Origin of the sequence: Clostridium isatidis (genome assembly GCF_002285495.1) — a bacterium.
GTDB classification, from domain to species: domain Bacteria; phylum Bacillota; class Clostridia; order Clostridiales; family Clostridiaceae; genus Clostridium; species Clostridium isatidis.
In genome coordinates, this window is the sequence record NZ_CP016786.1 from 60,872 (window position 1) to 77,001 (window position 16,130).

Consider the following 16,130-nt stretch of genomic DNA (forward strand, 5'->3'; position numbering starts at 1 on the left):
ATTGCTTAATTAAGTTCTAAATATAACTTCTTCTCTAGAGAACATGAATCTAGCAAATGCAATAGAAATAAGAATATAGAATAAATGCCAGCAGACTACCATTAATATATGTTTGAAGTCATATATTCCAACAATAAATTCCTTCATTAGGCAGATAGAATTTGTGATAGGAATATTGAAAAATGCTGGATTTATTGATTTAGCATCAGCCATATATGGAATAAATGCTAGAAGCATAGAAGGCATAGTTACTGCAGCTAAATATGAATTTGCTTCTTTTGTTGATCTTGCATAAATACTTATTGAAATTTGTAGTGTTGCTAAGAATATTAAAACTAATACTCCAATTAATAGCATACCTAAGATAGAATAAAGATTAATATTTATATCTACTTCTCCTCCAAAGTTCATAAATTTACCCATTGAAAAGGCCATTACAAATACATTAGCTACTAGAGATATAAAGGCAACAACGCATAAAGCTACTATTTTACCAGTAATTATTGAGGAACGGTTGGCAGATGTAGATAATAGTGGTTCAAAAGTAAATCTTTCTTTTTCTCCAGCACCTAAATCAGCCGCCATTCCAATAGTTGAAGAAATCATTAATATAATTATTAAGGTTGGCAGCATGGACATCATCATAGAAGAAAAACTATTGGCATCTTCACCTTCATTAATTCCAGACTTAACTTCTAAAGTAAAAGGAGATAAAATTGATGTATCTAAGCCTGAATCCGCTAATCTTTGAGCAACCAAGTTATTTTTATAACCTTCAAGAATTTCATTAATCATAGATTCTGCAATCATAGACTTATTTGATTCTTCATCTATTAAAATAGTAATTTTATCGTTTTTACCTGCCATAATATTATCATCAAATTTATCAGGAATTTGAATTATAAGTTGTATATCTCCTTTTTTTAATAACTCTTGAGGAGTATCTGTTTTTACTAAATTAACAGCTGGAATAGATAATATAGCATCAGCAACGCTAGAGCTGCTATCTCCTTCAATATAAATATTTATCTCTTTTTCGGCCTCATCTTGGAGGTTATTTATAGATGATGACATAAAGCTAAACATAGCAGGATATATTATTATAGGTAAAAAGATTGTTAATATTAATGTTTTCTTATCTCTAAATATATCTAACAACTCTTTTTTTAGAATTGTTATAAAATTATTCATTTGCTTCACCTCCTATAATCTTTAAGAAGATTTCTTCAATATTATCATCATTATGTTTTTCTTTTAATTCTTCAAGGGTGCAATTTTCTAATAAGTTTCCCTTATTTATTATTACAACTCTATCGCATAATTTTTCTACTTCTTTTATGGAGTGGCTAGAGAATAAAATTGTTTTTCCTTCTTTTTTGCATTGAAGAATAAAGTCTTGAACAATTTTTGCAGCACTTACATCTAAGCCGGTTGTTGGTTCATCAAATAGCATAACAGATGGATTATGGACTATAGATCTTGCTATTGAGATTTTTTGCTTCATACCTCTTGAATATTTTCCTACAGGCTTGTCTATATATTCCTTCATTCCAAAGCTTTCTGCTAACTCATCAACCCTTTTATTAGCTTCATCTTTACTCATTCCATAAAGACTTGCAAAATATCTTATATTTTCTCTACCAGTTAATCTATCATAAAGACCTACATCACCGCCAAAAAGAATACCAATGTTTTTTCTGACATCGGCAGGTTTTTCTTTTACATTAATATCATTAACTTTAATATTACCTGATGTTATTTTAAGCATAGTAGAAATCATTCTTAGAGTAGTAGTTTTACCAGCACCATTTTCACCTAGTAGGCCAACTATTTCCCCAGGTCTTACTGAAAATGTTAGATTATTAACAACTGTTGTCTTTTTGAAGCTTTTTGTTACATTTTCTAGGGTAAGCATTATTTTCCTCCTTTATAAAGTAATAAAGTTATTATAGCACAAATTACAAAAATTAGTAATCGATGATTTAGAGAAAATATTACAATATTAAGAATAAAAAATTGTTAAAAATATAAAAAAATATTGACATAAAACATATGTTCTTATAATATAATAATATAGAACTTATGTTTGTGTGGAGGTTATTTTATGGAGAATGAGGTTTTTGTTAAATTAAATTATAAAACTATTGGTGAGTTTAAGAGTTTAATAGTAGATAGATATAATAAAAAAAGTGATGATAAAAAGTACCTAATTTGTACAGGTAAGTATGACAAAAATGGATGGACCTTCATATTCAAAGCAAATAGTATGAAAGAAGCTGAAGATTTTATAGATAGTAATTCGAGGAATATCAATAAAAAAAGATATAGTATTTTAGAAAAAGATGTACATATTCAAGATTTTGATACTGTTCAAATTCCAGCATTTATATAAAGAGTAGTTTTAAATATAATAAAAAGGAGCTTTTCATAAATAGTTTTATGTAAAAGCTTCTTTTATTTGAGTTTATTTATCATTAGTATAAAATTCTTAATAGCTAAAATTGTTTTTATAAGTTTCAGATATAACAATAGATAAATTATCTATTAAATTTATAACTTTACCTTCCATATTACTCTTATTGCTCTTTATTATTTTTACCTTTGGTCTCAAAGGAAAATTTCTTAAAGTTTCTGTGACCATCCCAATATCCCCGGTGCTTAGTTTAACAATAGTTCCATTAGGAAAAGGCACAACTACTTTAGAAAAGACTTTTACAATTTCAAAGTCAAATAGCGTACCAGCATTGCTCATTATATATTCAAGGGCATCACTTGCTGATAATGATGACATATAGTTTTGTTCAGAAGTGAGAGCATCATAAGCGTCTGAAATAGCCACTATTCTAGCTAAGTAGTTTATTTGGTTTCCAACTAAGCCTCTAGGATATCCTGACCCATCAATTCTTTCATGATGTTGAAGTATAATAGCTTTGCTGTCAATTGAAAGAAAATCTATATCTTTTAAATAATTATATCCTTTTTCACAATGCTCCTTTAAAATATCATATTCTTGTAAAGTCAGAGGGCTGTCCTTTTCTATTATATCTTTATCTATAAAGCTTTTTCCAATATCATGTAATAATGCACCGATACATAGACTTAATAAATCATTTTTAGAAAGTTTTAGCCCTATCCCTACAATTAAGGATATAATTGTTATATTAAGACTGTGATCATATATATTTGGAATTGATTTTTTTATATTTGATAGAAAATATACTAGATCATCATTTGATAGTATATTTTCTAATAATTCTTCAGCTAACAAAACAATAGTCTTTAGTGAATCGTTTTCCCTTGTAGGCATTGTATTTTTTTGAAAAACATTAAAAGTATTCTTTAATGTTTTTAGGCATTTATCACGAAGCTCATTTTTTATAATAAGCTTAATTTCAGGATTATAACTATTTTCAGTTATATATAGATAATTTATTTCGAACTTTATTAGTTTTTGAATTATGTTTTTATTAAGTTGAGCCCCACAATTTAATAAAACTCTTCCTTCAGAATCGTATAAAGTTTTTGCAAGGTATGAATTAGGTTTGACTTCTTTTAAAGGAACAAGTTTCATATTTTCACCTCTGTTACACTTTTATCTACATTATATCAATTTTTAGTAAAAAATAATATAATTTTTACTAGAAAATATATTATTGTAATAAGTATATAGAATGGTAATTAAAAATTGGAATTTATTAAATATTATTAGTTATTTTATAATAAATTAATAAAAAATAAATAGTTTATGCTCCCAAGTGAGCATAAACTATTTATTTTTATATATCTAGTAGGTTTTTTGTATAATTAAAATAAAGATTTCTTAATTTAATCATTTTATCTTCAAGTTCAATAAATAAATCAGATGCTAAAGAATAATCTTTTGATACTAGTGCATTTTTTATTCTAGAGAACAAACTCTTGCTAGTATAAGTGTCCTTCATTATATATTTTCTTAAGTTGTCTATTTCCATCCAATTTGAAACATCTAAATCTAAAGCGTCACTTCCATGTAATTTCTTAAATGATCTTATTTCGTTAGCATGATTATTAATTACTCTATGGCAAACATCAGTAGACCATCTTGCAATTATAGCTAATTTGAAACTATTAATTAGTTTTTCACTGAATACACCATCTCTTTTTAATACTTTTAGTTTTTCAGGATATTTATCAAGATTAATTAGATTTTCATAAATAGTAGCTGGTGCTTTTCCAAAATATTTTATTCTTTCATCTTCAGTATAATATTCAAATACATCTTCTTCGCTTCTATAAGCTCTGTCCTTATCTAAATAATCAGCTTTATCACCAGGTTTTTTAGATAATTCATCTAAAAGTTCTTTTGGTTCTTTATTATTTTCAAGAGCATAAATAATTCCGTCTAACATAGATAGATAAGAAACTGCCATAACTAAATAAATATTTGAGTGAGGATTTGGAGATCTAAGCTCAAATCTTGTTGCTAAAGGATTTTCTAAATCTCTTATTAATCCTATTAGTATAGTTCTATTTCTTGAAGGAATACTTGGAGATACACCAAGGGATGTAACTATACAAACTGGAGCTTCAAATCCTGGTTTTAACCTTTTTAAGGCACCATTAGTTGTAGAAATAAAAGGATTCATAATTTCATAATTCTTTAATATTCCCATTAATGCACCATAACCAATGCTGCTTAAGAAATCTTCTTTCTTTCCTTCAAATAGGTTTATTATTTTTCCATTATTTAATTTTAAACTTACACCTAGGTGAGTATGCATTCCAGAACCTGCTACATCATCAATTGGCTTAGGTTTAAAGGTAACATCAAGACCATGACGTCTGAAGGTTTCTTGAATTAAGATTTTAACAAATATTTCATTATCAGCAGCTTGCATAGCATCTGAATATTTCCAATCTATTTCAAGTTGCTCCATTATATGATTAAATTGTCCATTAACATCTAACTTAGATTTAACTCCACCAACTTCTTTATGACCCATTTCTGGTTCAAATCCGTACTTTTCCATTAAGATTAAAGCTTCTTCTAAAGCTGTTCTAACTGCACCTTTTGTTCTTGTCCAATATTGTTCTTGTAAAACTTGAGAAGTGGATAATTCTTCTATGTGAACTTCTTCATTAGGTGTTCTTACCCAAAATTCTAATTCAGTTGCAGAAGTCATTGTAATTTCTTTTATATCTTCAAATTTTATTCCGTATACTTCTAGGGTTTTCGGATTTTTTTTGAAAATATCTAGTAAGTTTTCTTTAAATGTCTTTATGGTTGATTTTAAGATATTTCTTGAATCAACAGCTACATTATTGTGAATTAAGAAAGAAGGGATTCTAAGAGTACCAATAGGTTTATTTGTATCAAGATCTATATGCTCAAAATTGTAATCAACAAACCAATTAGCTTCTAAATCAGTGACCATATCAACTTTTGCATCATTTAAAGTTGCTATACCTGGTAGTACAACTGAAGAACCATCAGTTTGTATTGCAACTCCATTTAAAAAGGAATCGATATCTTTTAAAAATAGGCTTGCTGGGATTTTTTCGTCCGTATCATTTCCAGATAAATCTATTCCTACTATAGAAACAAATTTTATTTCAGGGTGTTCTTCAAAAATTAGTTTAAGATCTTCTTTTGTGTGCTTTGATTTTGGTATTGTAAAAATTAAATCTTTCATATGATCCTCCTATAAATACGAATATTGGGTTGTTGGCATAATTGAACATTCGCGATTGTAATTATAAAGAAATTTTATTATACGGAGATTCGCATGTCAACACGATTAACAAAGTAATTAGATTATTAATAAATTTAATATAATATATTTATTTTCAAATAAAAAAGTTAGTTAAATATTTTTATTCTAAACCAAAATTAATACTTATATAGTATGTAACTAAAAAATAAAGTTATAATAATATTTTTTATATAACAATAAAGAACTAAATAAATATAGATTTATAAAGTATAAAAGTATAAAATAATTATAGAACTAAGTAAAATGGAGTGAGGTAGTTGGACGATAGAAGAAGGCCTATTGGTTTTTTTGATTCAGGAGTAGGTGGATTAAGTGTAATGAAGGAAGCTCTAAAGTTAATGCCTAATGAAGACTATATATATTTTGGAGATTCTAAAAATGCACCCTATGGTATAAGAACTGTAGATGAAGTAAGAAAGTTAACTTTTGATGCAGTTGATTTTCTATTAAGAAAGGGAGTTAAGGGTATTGTAATAGCCTGCAACACTGCAACTAGTGCAGCAGTTGAAGCTTTAAGAATGGAATATCCTAATATTCCTATAGTTGGAATAGAACCAGCTTTAAAACCAGCTGTTGAATTAAATAAAGAAGGAAGTATTTTAATTATGGCTACTTCCATGACTTTAAAGGAAAAGAAGTTTAATAATCTTATGGAAAGATATAAAGATAAAGCTAATATAATTCCTGTACCATGTCCAGGATTAGTAGAATTTATAGAAGAAGGAAATTTTGAAGGCCAAGAAGTAGAGGATTATTTACATAATAAATTAAATGAGTATAATGATATAGAAATAGCTTCAGTTGTTTTAGGATGTACTCATTATCCTTTTGTAAAAAAGACAATTTCAAAAATTCTTGGTGATAAAATTGATATTATTGATGGTGGTTATGGAACTGCAAAGGAAATACAAAGACGATTAAGAATTCAGAACTTATTAAATGATGAGGATAAAGAGGCTAATATAGAAATTATAAATTCTTCTAACAAAAAGGAAGTACTTGATTTAAGTTATAAATTACTAAATATGTAAATGATAATTTTTAGAAAGATATTATAAAATAATATATAATTTCAAATAAAAAAATTTAATAGTTGTATTTACAATTAAAATATGAACATAATATCAAGTGAAACTTACATTCAGGGAGATTTTGTTATTAATATGAATGTTGGTTGAAAATATAAAACATAGGTAGAGAGAAAGGAGATTTTTATGAAAAATCCAATTGTAACAATAAATATGGAGGATGGAGGAGTAATAAAAGCTGAATTATACCCAGAGATTGCTCCAAATACAGTAAGAAATTTTATATCCTTAATAAATAAAGGTTTTTATGATGGTTTAATATTTCATAGAGTAATTCCTGGCTTTATGATTCAGGGGGGATGCCCAGAAGGTACAGGAATGGGAGGCCCTGGATACAGTATTAAAGGTGAGTTTTCAAGAAATGGCTTTAAAAATGATTTAAAACATATTAGAGGAGTTCTTTCAATGGCAAGAACAATAATACCAGATTCTGCTGGAAGTCAATTCTTTATTATGGTTGAAGATGCACCTCATTTAGATGGACAATATGCTGCCTTTGGTAAAGTTATTGAAGGTATAGAAGTTGCAGATAAAATAGTATCAGCTAAGAGAGATTATTATGATAGACCATATGAAGATCAAAGAATGGTTAAAGTTACTGTAGACACTTTTGGTGAGAATTATGATGAGCCTGAAATAATAGAAGAATAATTTTAGGAGGGTTATATGTTAGATAATAATAAATGTATATTAGTTTATAATATACCTTTAGAAAAATTAGATTTTTTAGCAGATGAAGGATATAAACTAATAGATGTAAAAAAAGAAATGATGGAAATGACTGTTAGAGATATTTTAAAGGGATTGAGATTTGAAACTATTAATTCAAAGGAATATAATGAATCTCTTATACTTTTTAATAATTTTTTTGATGAGGAATTAAGGGATTTAATAAGAAGGATTAGAGAAAATATTAAAGGTGGAATTTTAGCAACAGTTACAGAACATTCTATAGACTGGAAGCTTAGTTATTTACTTGAACATTTAATAGAAGAAAGAGAATGGTTTTTAAAGCAACAGAAGGGAAGAGCTTAAGGTGAGTAGAGTAGGAGAAAAAATAAAGGAAGCGAGATTAAAAAGTGGATTAAGTCAAAAGCAATTAGCTAAAAAATTAGGAGTTGCAGAAAAGTTCATTAATGAAGTAGAAATTGGAAGAAGAGTTGCACCGGAAAGTCTTATAGAAAAAGCAGCGAAGATATTAAATACTGATTTTAATGATATAAGCATGAATGCTGCTGATGAGGTATTACAAGAAGAAAAGAAAAATTTGAGAGGAACAGCTGCAAAAAGAAATATTAATAAAAATAATGAATTAGATCAAGTTTGGACTAATGCCTTTTCATCGGTATTAAAAAATGTACCAATCTACGATTATTCTCTTTCAAGTAATAAGGGATTTAAAGAAATGCCTATACATTCTAACAAAATAGAAGGTTTTGCTCAAGATAAGGTTATTTACCTAGAAATTGAGAATGATGAAATGTCTGGATTTAGAATGTTAAAGGGAGATTTAGCATTTGCTTATCTAACAAAGGAAATAGTAAATAACGGTATATTTTTAGTCGATTATAAGGGGAAAAGAGCCATAAGACAAATTAAGGCGTTAGGAAATTCAAAATTATTAATTGTAAGCAATGGTGGAAGTTTATTAACAGAAACTGTTGAACAAAAAGAAATAGATATTATTGCTAAACTAGTAAGGTTAGAAATAAAACTTTAAAATAAAAAGTAAAAGCTAATATGTAAAATATAATGATTGAAGACGAAGTTTTCCATGTATAAACATGAAGAGATTTCGTCTTTATTTTTATTCTATAGTTTTAAAATGTTTATCACTTTTTTTTTGAATTACATATATTAATATTAATGAATAATGATGAAGGTAGGGCGATAAAGTGGAAAATATGGGGATAAATCATGTAGGTTCTGGATTAAGTCTTCTTCAAAATCTTCCAGCTAGTATTTCAGGTAAATTAGGGATTAGTTTTGCTCCAAGTTTACTTGAAGGAAATAGAATAGAAGTTATAATTTTAACCTCTAGTAATGAAGCAGAAATGCAGGAAATTGTATCAGGATTAGGAGGAACATATGAGGATTTAGGATATGGTTTTGGTATAGTAAATATACCAATTAATAGCTTAATTGCCTTATCTAATGTGCCGACAATTAGATATATCGAACTGCCCAAAAATTTATTTACAACTGATGCACAAAGTAATAGAGCTTCTTGCATTATTCAAGCAAGGGATAGATTTGATTTAGAAGGAGAAGGAGTTTTAATAGGATTTATTGATACTGGAATAGATTATACTCATCCTGGATTTATGAATGAAGATGGAACAACTAGGATTGATTATATATATGATTTGAGTTTAGGTGGAGCTGTATATGATAGAGAGCAAATAAATTTAGCACTTCAAAGTCAAGATCCATTTTCAGTTGTACCTTCATTTGATCAAACAGGGCATGGAACCCATGTAGCAGGGATTGCCTGTGCTGGAGGAAGAATAAGTGAACAATATTATGGAGTAGCACCAAGAAGTTCTATAGCTATGGTTAAATCTACAAGGGGACAATATGCTCTTAGTACTAATATAATGAAAGGATTAAAATTTCTTGTAGATAAGTCAAAGGAACTTAATAAGCCTCTTGTTGTAAACATAAGTTTAAGTACTAATGATGGAGCACATAATGGCAAAAGTCTTTTAGAACAATATATATCAACAGTAGCAACATTAGAGAGAATTACTATTGTAATTGCAGCAGGTAATGAAGGAGATGCAGCCCATCATATTGGAGGAGAACTTCAACCACAGCAAACAATATTTTTAAATGTAGCTGGTGATGAGAGAGCAATAGTATTTAATTTATATAAACCTATTTTAGCAAATCTAAGTATTAGAATAATAACTCCTACAGGACTTAATAGCGGAGATATAATAGTGAGAGAAGGCTATAGTGAGGGGATTATAGGAAGAGATAGATACCAGATTTATTATACAGGACCTAAGCCCTTTGATTTATTAGGTGAAATATCAATTGCAATAACAACAAATGCTCAATTTTTATCTGCAGGTCAGTGGGGTATTAGAATTAATTTGCTAAATCAATACACTGGAGTTTTTGATATATGGCTGCCAATATCTGAGGGGTTAAATACTAGAACTAGATTTTTACAGCCAACTGTATTAAATACTTTAGGAATACCCGCGACAGTAGAAAATGTTATAGCTGTTGGAAGTTACAATTATATAACTAATAATATATCATCCTTTAGTGGAAGAGGTCGTCCAGCTATGTTTCAATTAATAAGACCTGATCTTGTTGCTCCAGGAGAAAATATTTCTTCTCTTGCACCAAATAAGTCTTTTGATACTAAGACTGGAACATCCATGGCAGCTCCTAATATAGCTGGAATAGCAGCACTGATGATGGAATGGGGGATTATTAAAGGAAATGATCCATTTTTATATGGTGAGAGATTAAAATATTATTTGGTTGTTTCTGCCAATAGACCAAGAACAGATATAAGATATCCTGATCCAAGTTGGGGATATGGGGAAGTTTGTTTGTTTGCGGCTATAGAGAATATTATTAATACTTTAGGCGTCAGAAAATCTAGGTAATAAACTATTAAAATTAGAACCTAATATTGCATATAGGAATATAATAATTAAAGAAAAAATAAAAAAGGAGTAAAAAATGGCTGCAAAAGGCAGATTAAAAATTCAGACCTTTGTAGGAGATAGTTATATACCTATAGACAATGCTACTATAACAATAAGACCTTCTTTTGGAAGTGGAACCCAGAGACAAGATATAGTTATTTCAACTAATTCAATGGGAGAAACAGAAGAAGTAGAACTTGATGCACCACCTCTTGAGTATTCACAGGCTCCTTTGGGACAAGTTCCTTATAGTATGTATGATATAAGGATAGACAGGGAAGGCTTCGAAAGTATAATAATAAATAGATGTCAGGTATTTCCAGACCAAACTGCAATACAACCAGCTAACATGATAGAAGTTTCTCCATTAATAGATATCAATAGAAATAGATTTTTTGAAAGAGCAGAAATTATTAATATTGGTCCAAATGTATTAAATGGTAATTATCCTCCTAAAATTCCAGAAGAAGAGGAAAAGCCACTCCCAGAACCAACTTCAGGGGTTGTATTACCAGAACCAGTTATACCTGAATTTATAGTAGTACATGCAGGGGGACCTAATAATCTAAATGCACCTAATTATAGAGTTCGTTATAAGGATTATATAAAGAATGTGGCATCTTGTGAAATATATTCAACTTGGCCAGAAAATACAATAAGAGCTAATGTATATGCTATAATATCTTTTACCCTTAATAGAATTTTCACTGAATGGTATAGAGGCAAGGGAAAAAATTTTCAAATAACAAATTCAACTGCTTATGATCATGCTTTTATATATGGTAGAAATTATTTTGATAGCATAAGTAAAGTAGTTGATGATATTTTTGCCACATATATCAGAAGATTTAATAGCAAGCAGCCTCTTTTAGCTCAATATTGTGATGGGCAGAATGTACAATGTCCAGGTTGGATGACTCAATGGGGAAGCAAATACTTAGGAGATCAGGGAAGGACGCCATATGAAATATTAACAAACTTTTATGGAAATAATATTGAATTAATCAGAGCTGATGAGGTTCAAGGAATACCAGAATCCTATCCGGGATTTGAGTTAACTATTGGATCTTCAGGGCCACCAGTTAGAACTATTCAAGAACAATTAAATAGAATCGCTGATAATTATCCTTTAATACCAAAAGTGGCAGTAGATGGTCAGTTTGGAGAAAATACTGCTGAAGCAGTTAGAGTTTTCCAGGGCGTTTTTAACTTGCCTAGAACTGGGGTTGTAGATTATGCTACTTGGTATGAAATTTCTAATATATATGTTGGAGTAACTAGAATAGCTGAACTTAGGGGAAATAAAAAAACTATAGATAGAATATTTATTCCTCCAAGATCTTTTGATAATTTATACGATCCTAATGTGCCTAAATTTAGATATAAAGATGAAATTTAACTAGTTAGTAGTTAGTAGTTAGGAGTTAGTAGTTAGTAGTTAGTAGTTAGGAGTGTGGAGTTATACTCTGCACTACTAACTACATGCTGTTTATTGTTTAATCATTTATTGTTTTTCTATTTTTTATATAAAAAATTATAGTTTGACTAATAAAAATAAGGCATAGTGCGCCAAAGATAGGATATAGTGTTTTTATTAGATTAGAAAATCCTAAGGTTGATATAGGAAATGCAATAAATATTACTAAAAATATTGCATTTTTAAATTTAATTTTAAATACTTTATTTAAAGTTTTACTTATTGAATAAACATCTGAAATTTCAGTTGAGAACATTTCTAATAATATTACTGTAAGAAGCAAGGCTTGGATTATTGTTCCAAATCTCTGAGCTACTAATAATAGAGGTATTTCATATTCATAGATATAGGGTTGATTGACCATTAACAAAAGATTAATGATAAAACTTAATACTGCTAATCCAATAGCTCCTAATGTTACACCTATAATCATGGTTTTAGGTTTTTTTATTTGATTGCTTAAAGGAACTATTACACCACAAGAAGAAGTTGCATTAAAAGCTGAATATAGAAGAGTTGATAGGACTATACCTGTTTTTCTTGGCTCAAATTTATTTATAAAGTCAACAGAAAATATGTCTTTACAAAATAAAAAATATAAAACAGTGATTAATGTTATAGTGAAAATAAGTATAGGAACAATAAAGGAGTTAACTTCTATTAAACCATTTGTATCCCTTAATAAAAAGAAAATAGCAACGGTCATCATTATTAAAGAGCCAATAAGTTTTGGAATACCAAAAAATTGATTAAGTAAAGCACCACTCCCAGCTAAAATGATTGAGGCACTAGATAACATAAATAAAGTTGTAATTACACTAGTTAATTTTCCTAATATGTTGGGACTAACAATACTCATTAGTTCAGCGTAAGAATTTAAATTATACTTAATACTTATTTTAGAAGCAATTATAGCTATAATTATATAAAAGAAACCGCAAAAAATAATACCTATAAAACTAGATAAACCATAAGATGTAAAAAAGTTTAATATTTCTTGGCCAGAAGCTAAACCAGCACCAACTATTGTTCCAATAAAAACAAAAGCTATTTGAAAAATCTTTGATAAATCTTCCTTCATTTAACATCCCCCTAAAGCCTGTATATTAACAAATATATATTCTTAACAGAGTTTTTATTCTACAAAATAGAAAACTTACATGGAAAATTTTGCTTTGTCCAAAAGTTTTAATATATTTTAGATATGTAGTAAAATAAAAGGTACAAACTATAATTTGTACTTATACTTTATGGAGGAAAATATGAAAGAATGGAATGGTAAGAGATATCATAGTTTTAACTATTATCTTAGAAATAAATTTAATGAAAAAGTATATAAAATAGCTTTAGATGGAGGTTTTACTTGTCCGAATAGAGATGGAAAAGTTGGAGTAGGAGGATGTACTTTCTGCAGTGCTAGGGGATCTGGAGATTTTGCTGGGAGTAGAAGGTTAGAGATAACAAGTCAGTTTGAAGATAGAAGAAAAATGATGGAAAAGAAGTGGCATAGTCAGAAGTTAATTGCTTATTTCCAAGCTTATACTAATACATATGCTCCAGTAGATGTTCTTAGAAAAAAGTATTATGAGGCGTTAAATCAAGAGAATGTTGTAGCTATGTCTATAGCAACAAGACCAGATTGCATTGATGATGATGTATTGGATTTATTATCAGAAATAAATGAAAAAACCTATCTTATAGTTGAACTTGGGCTGCAAACAGTAAATGATGAAGTTGCAAGAAGCTTTAATAGAGGTTATGATTTTGAGGTTTTTGATAATACTCTAAAAAGATTATTAGATAGAAATATTGAAGTTGTAGTACATTCTATTTTTGGTCTTCCAGGTGAAACCGAAGAAGATATGATGAAGACTGTAGATTACATTGCTCATTCTGGTGCAAAGGGAATAAAATTTCACTTGCTTCATTTGATGGAAAAAACAAAAATGGCAGAGCAATATAGAAGAGGAGAATTTAAACTGCTAGAACAAGATGAATACATAGATTTAGTTTGTAAGGCAATAGCAAGAATACCAGAAGATATGGTAGTACATAGATTGACAGGAGATGCACCTAGGGAATTATTAATTGGACCTATGTGGAGCTTAAAAAAATGGGAAGTGTTAAATGCAATAGATAAGGCTTTAGTGGATAATGATATATGGCAAGGAAAAAACTTTAAGTAGTTTACATTGCACAGTATGTAGTCACAGTTTTGGATGAAACTACTAGGCAGTTTCTATAACTTATGCTATTTTAAATGTTTTGCATTGGTAATAACAATTAGAAAATAGCTGTGAATTCTGAACTGAGAGAAGGGGAGTTATGTGAATATAGATGTTATTATATCAGCAAATCATATTAACGAAGAATATTTGAAGAATAAGATTGTAGTTGTAATAGATATGTTAAGAGCTACATCAGTTATAGCAACAGCTATAAATAATGGAGCTAAAGAGGTTATACCAATATTAACGGTAGAAGAGGCTCTTAAGAAAAAGGAAGAACTTAAAGCCAATGGAATTGAAGCATTACTTGGTGGAGAGAGAAAGGCAGTAAAGATTGATGGCTTTGATTTTACTAATTCTCCATTAGAATACACAAAGGAAAAAATAGAAGGGAAGACAATTATCTTAACAACTACCAATGGTACAAGAGCAATAAATTTAAGTAAAAAGGCAAAAAAGATACTAATTGCTTCAATGCTAAATGCTAGAGCTGTTGTAGATGCATTAAAAAATGAAAAAGAAGATATAATATTTATAAATGCAGGAACCAACGGTGAATTTTCTATGGATGATTACATTTGCTCTGGCTATATGATAAGCTTACTTTGCAGAGAAACTTGCTGTAATTTATCAGATATTTCAAAGACAGCTAAAATAATATATGAAAATAATATTAATATTATAGATTTTATAAAAGAAGCAAAACATTATAATATATTAAAAAGTCTTAATTTAGAAAATGATTTATATTATTGTATAAAAAAGGACATAATAAAAATAGTTCCTTATTTTAATAAATATAAAAATTCTATTGAAAAATAAATTAATAAAAAAGAATAAAATATTAAAGATTTTTGTTGACAAATATAATAAAAACATTTAATATTAAAATACAATGATAATCAATATCAATTAGAGGATTCGTTATTATTAAAAGTCCACAATTTTAATAATACACATATAAACATACTCCTATAAAATAAGAATTTATTTCACTAAAAGGTAACTAGTATTTAAGGGCTAGTTACCTTTTAGTTTTTTATTTAAATTGTCCATTAATAAATTAATTTACATAAAGCTAATGTAATATAAATATAATATAGTAAGACTTATATAGAAAGGAGAAATTATATGATATTTAAGGCTATTTTATTACCAACCCCTAGAAGAGTAAGAAAATACATAGAATCAATTATTGATGAACTTAATACTGAAGTTATTTATGCAAAGGATAATATTAAAAAAGAAGAAAATAATGTTAAAGTCCCTGATAACAATGTAAAAAATTATGGAATAAGCTTTAGAATTTATTAAATAAAAAAACCACCTGAATATTTCAGGTGGTTTAGGGGAGATATAATCTATATAGCTAATATAGTTTGGGGGAACTATATTAGCTGTTTTTTAGATGTTCATCTATTAAAGCTTCAATTTTCGGAATACATCTGTATCCTTTGCAGCCACCAGTACAAGCTCCAGTTGCTTTAGAAACTTCACTAACAGTGGATGCTCCGGCTTTAATGGCATCTTTAATTTTGGATCTTGGTATAGCCTTGCAAATACAAACCTTTGTAATTTTGTCAAGGACTTGTTCCTTTAATTCATTTTCCATTTAGTTTTCCTCCTAAGATTTAAAAACTTACTAAGGAAAATAAAGGGGATAAAAAACAAATTTAATGTTTATTTTTTATAATTAAATTATACAATTATTAATAATAAAAGTCAATAGTAATTAATAAAAATTATTAGTTAATATTAGCAAAGGGATTTTATTTCTAGTATAATAAAATTATTAATTAAAAATTTATTAATTAAAAATTTATTAATTATAAAATTATTATTAGAGAAATTTATAAAAATATTCTTAAATATGGACTTTAATCTTATTTTGCTTTATAATAATAGACAAATATTGT

The 16,130-nt window shown here is 28.1% G+C and carries 16 protein-coding genes; 10 read left to right on the forward strand and 6 right to left on the reverse strand.

Annotated features, from left to right (window positions below):
- Positions 1–9: 9 nt before the first annotated feature.
- Positions 10–1,191, reverse strand: coding sequence for an ABC transporter permease (locus BEN51_RS00280; protein ID WP_119864132.1), 1,182 nt, complete (start codon positions 1,189–1,191; stop codon positions 10–12).
- Complete coding sequence (locus BEN51_RS00285; protein ID WP_119864133.1) at positions 1,184–1,915, reverse strand: ABC transporter ATP-binding protein; 732 nt, start codon at positions 1,913–1,915, stop codon at positions 1,184–1,186. Before BEN51_RS00285 ends, BEN51_RS00280 begins: the two co-directional genes overlap by 8 nt.
- A gap of 189 nt (positions 1,916–2,104) precedes the next feature.
- Between BEN51_RS00285 and BEN51_RS00290 the strand changes: the two genes are divergently transcribed.
- On the forward strand, positions 2,105–2,392 hold the full coding sequence (locus BEN51_RS00290) for a hypothetical protein (RefSeq protein WP_119864134.1): 288 nt from the start codon (positions 2,105–2,107) through the stop codon (positions 2,390–2,392).
- A 96-nt stretch (positions 2,393–2,488) separates the two neighbouring features.
- Here the strand turns inward: BEN51_RS00290 and BEN51_RS00295 are convergent, their stop codons facing one another.
- The gene (locus BEN51_RS00295; RefSeq protein WP_119864135.1) at positions 2,489–3,571 is read right to left on the reverse strand and encodes an HD-GYP domain-containing protein; all 1,083 of its coding nucleotides are present in this window, start codon (positions 3,569–3,571) and stop codon (positions 2,489–2,491) included.
- A gap of 205 nt (positions 3,572–3,776) precedes the next feature.
- A complete protein-coding gene (locus BEN51_RS00300; protein WP_119864136.1) occupies positions 3,777–5,672 on the reverse strand; it encodes a type I glutamate--ammonia ligase in 1,896 nt (631 codons plus the stop codon).
- A gap of 338 nt (positions 5,673–6,010) precedes the next feature.
- Here BEN51_RS00300 and murI point away from each other — a divergent pair, with 338 nt between their 5' ends.
- From murI to BEN51_RS00330, 6 genes are all read left to right on the forward strand, one after another.
- On the forward strand, positions 6,011–6,784 hold the full coding sequence (gene murI, locus BEN51_RS00305; protein ID WP_119864137.1) for a glutamate racemase: 774 nt from the start codon (positions 6,011–6,013) through the stop codon (positions 6,782–6,784).
- Positions 6,785–6,967: 183 nt separating this feature from the next.
- Positions 6,968–7,492 carry a peptidylprolyl isomerase gene (locus tag BEN51_RS00310; RefSeq protein ID WP_119864138.1) on the forward strand — a complete coding sequence of 175 codons (525 nt, stop codon included), beginning with the start codon at positions 6,968–6,970 and terminating at the stop codon, positions 7,490–7,492.
- Positions 7,493–7,507: 15 nt separating this feature from the next.
- The gene (locus BEN51_RS00315) at positions 7,508–7,876 is read left to right on the forward strand and encodes a DUF3783 domain-containing protein (protein WP_119864139.1); all 369 of its coding nucleotides are present in this window, start codon (positions 7,508–7,510) and stop codon (positions 7,874–7,876) included.
- Position 7,877: 1 nt separating this feature from the next.
- Entirely contained in the window at positions 7,878–8,561 is a 684-nt protein-coding gene (locus tag BEN51_RS00320; protein WP_119864140.1) for a helix-turn-helix domain-containing protein, read from the forward strand.
- A gap of 184 nt (positions 8,562–8,745) precedes the next feature.
- Positions 8,746–10,467, forward strand: a complete 1,722-nt coding sequence (locus tag BEN51_RS00325; RefSeq protein WP_119864141.1) for a S8 family peptidase — start codon at positions 8,746–8,748, stop codon at positions 10,465–10,467.
- Between the two features lie 76 nt (positions 10,468–10,543).
- On the forward strand, positions 10,544–11,908 hold the full coding sequence (locus tag BEN51_RS00330) for a peptidoglycan-binding domain-containing protein (protein ID WP_119864142.1): 1,365 nt from the start codon (positions 10,544–10,546) through the stop codon (positions 11,906–11,908).
- A gap of 97 nt (positions 11,909–12,005) precedes the next feature.
- Here BEN51_RS00330 and BEN51_RS00335 read toward each other — a convergent pair whose 3' ends face one another.
- Entirely contained in the window at positions 12,006–13,067 is a 1,062-nt protein-coding gene (locus BEN51_RS00335) for a YkvI family membrane protein (RefSeq protein WP_119864143.1), read from the reverse strand.
- A 181-nt stretch (positions 13,068–13,248) separates the two neighbouring features.
- Between BEN51_RS00335 and mnmL the strand changes: the two genes are divergently transcribed.
- The 3 genes from mnmL to BEN51_RS00350 all read left to right on the forward strand — a co-directional run bounded on the left by mnmL (position 13,249) and on the right by BEN51_RS00350 (position 15,528).
- A complete protein-coding gene (gene mnmL, locus BEN51_RS00340) occupies positions 13,249–14,172 on the forward strand; it encodes a tRNA modification radical SAM protein MnmL/YtqA (RefSeq protein ID WP_119864144.1) in 924 nt (307 codons plus the stop codon).
- Positions 14,173–14,313: 141 nt separating this feature from the next.
- Positions 14,314–15,036: a 2-phosphosulfolactate phosphatase family protein gene (locus BEN51_RS00345; RefSeq protein WP_119864145.1), complete on the forward strand. Its 723-nt coding sequence runs from the start codon at positions 14,314–14,316 to the stop codon at positions 15,034–15,036.
- 309 nt (positions 15,037–15,345) lie between these two features.
- A complete protein-coding gene (locus tag BEN51_RS00350) occupies positions 15,346–15,528 on the forward strand; it encodes a hypothetical protein (protein ID WP_119864146.1) in 183 nt (60 codons plus the stop codon).
- Between the two features lie 79 nt (positions 15,529–15,607).
- Here the strand turns inward: BEN51_RS00350 and BEN51_RS00355 are convergent, their stop codons facing one another.
- Entirely contained in the window at positions 15,608–15,826 is a 219-nt protein-coding gene (locus BEN51_RS00355) for a (2Fe-2S)-binding protein (RefSeq protein WP_119864147.1), read from the reverse strand.
- Positions 15,827–16,130 lie beyond the last annotated feature (304 nt).

What these genes read in the sequence shown, in the direction of transcription:
- BEN51_RS00280 (WP_119864132.1), bottom strand. Translation starts at nt 1,191, where the DNA reads ATGAATAATTTTATAACAATTCTAAAAAAAGAGTTGTTAGATATATTT.
- BEN51_RS00285 (WP_119864133.1), bottom strand. Translation starts at nt 1,915, where the DNA reads ATGCTTACCCTAGAAAATGTAACAAAAAGCTTCAAAAAGACAACAGTT.
- BEN51_RS00290 (WP_119864134.1), top strand. Translation starts at nt 2,105, where the DNA reads ATGGAGAATGAGGTTTTTGTTAAATTAAATTATAAAACTATTGGTGAG.
- BEN51_RS00295 (WP_119864135.1), bottom strand. Translation starts at nt 3,571, where the DNA reads ATGAAACTTGTTCCTTTAAAAGAAGTCAAACCTAATTCATACCTTGCA.
- BEN51_RS00300 (WP_119864136.1), bottom strand. Translation starts at nt 5,672, where the DNA reads ATGAAAGATTTAATTTTTACAATACCAAAATCAAAGCACACAAAAGAA.
- BEN51_RS00310 (WP_119864138.1), top strand. Translation starts at nt 6,968, where the DNA reads ATGAAAAATCCAATTGTAACAATAAATATGGAGGATGGAGGAGTAATA.
- BEN51_RS00315 (WP_119864139.1), top strand. Translation starts at nt 7,508, where the DNA reads ATGTTAGATAATAATAAATGTATATTAGTTTATAATATACCTTTAGAA.
- BEN51_RS00325 (WP_119864141.1), top strand. Translation starts at nt 8,746, where the DNA reads ATGGGGATAAATCATGTAGGTTCTGGATTAAGTCTTCTTCAAAATCTT.
- BEN51_RS00330 (WP_119864142.1), top strand. Translation starts at nt 10,544, where the DNA reads ATGGCTGCAAAAGGCAGATTAAAAATTCAGACCTTTGTAGGAGATAGT.
- BEN51_RS00335 (WP_119864143.1), bottom strand. Translation starts at nt 13,067, where the DNA reads ATGAAGGAAGATTTATCAAAGATTTTTCAAATAGCTTTTGTTTTTATT.
- mnmL (WP_119864144.1), top strand. Translation starts at nt 13,249, where the DNA reads ATGAAAGAATGGAATGGTAAGAGATATCATAGTTTTAACTATTATCTT.
- BEN51_RS00350 (WP_119864146.1), top strand. Translation starts at nt 15,346, where the DNA reads ATGATATTTAAGGCTATTTTATTACCAACCCCTAGAAGAGTAAGAAAA.
- BEN51_RS00355 (WP_119864147.1), bottom strand. Translation starts at nt 15,826, where the DNA reads ATGGAAAATGAATTAAAGGAACAAGTCCTTGACAAAATTACAAAGGTT.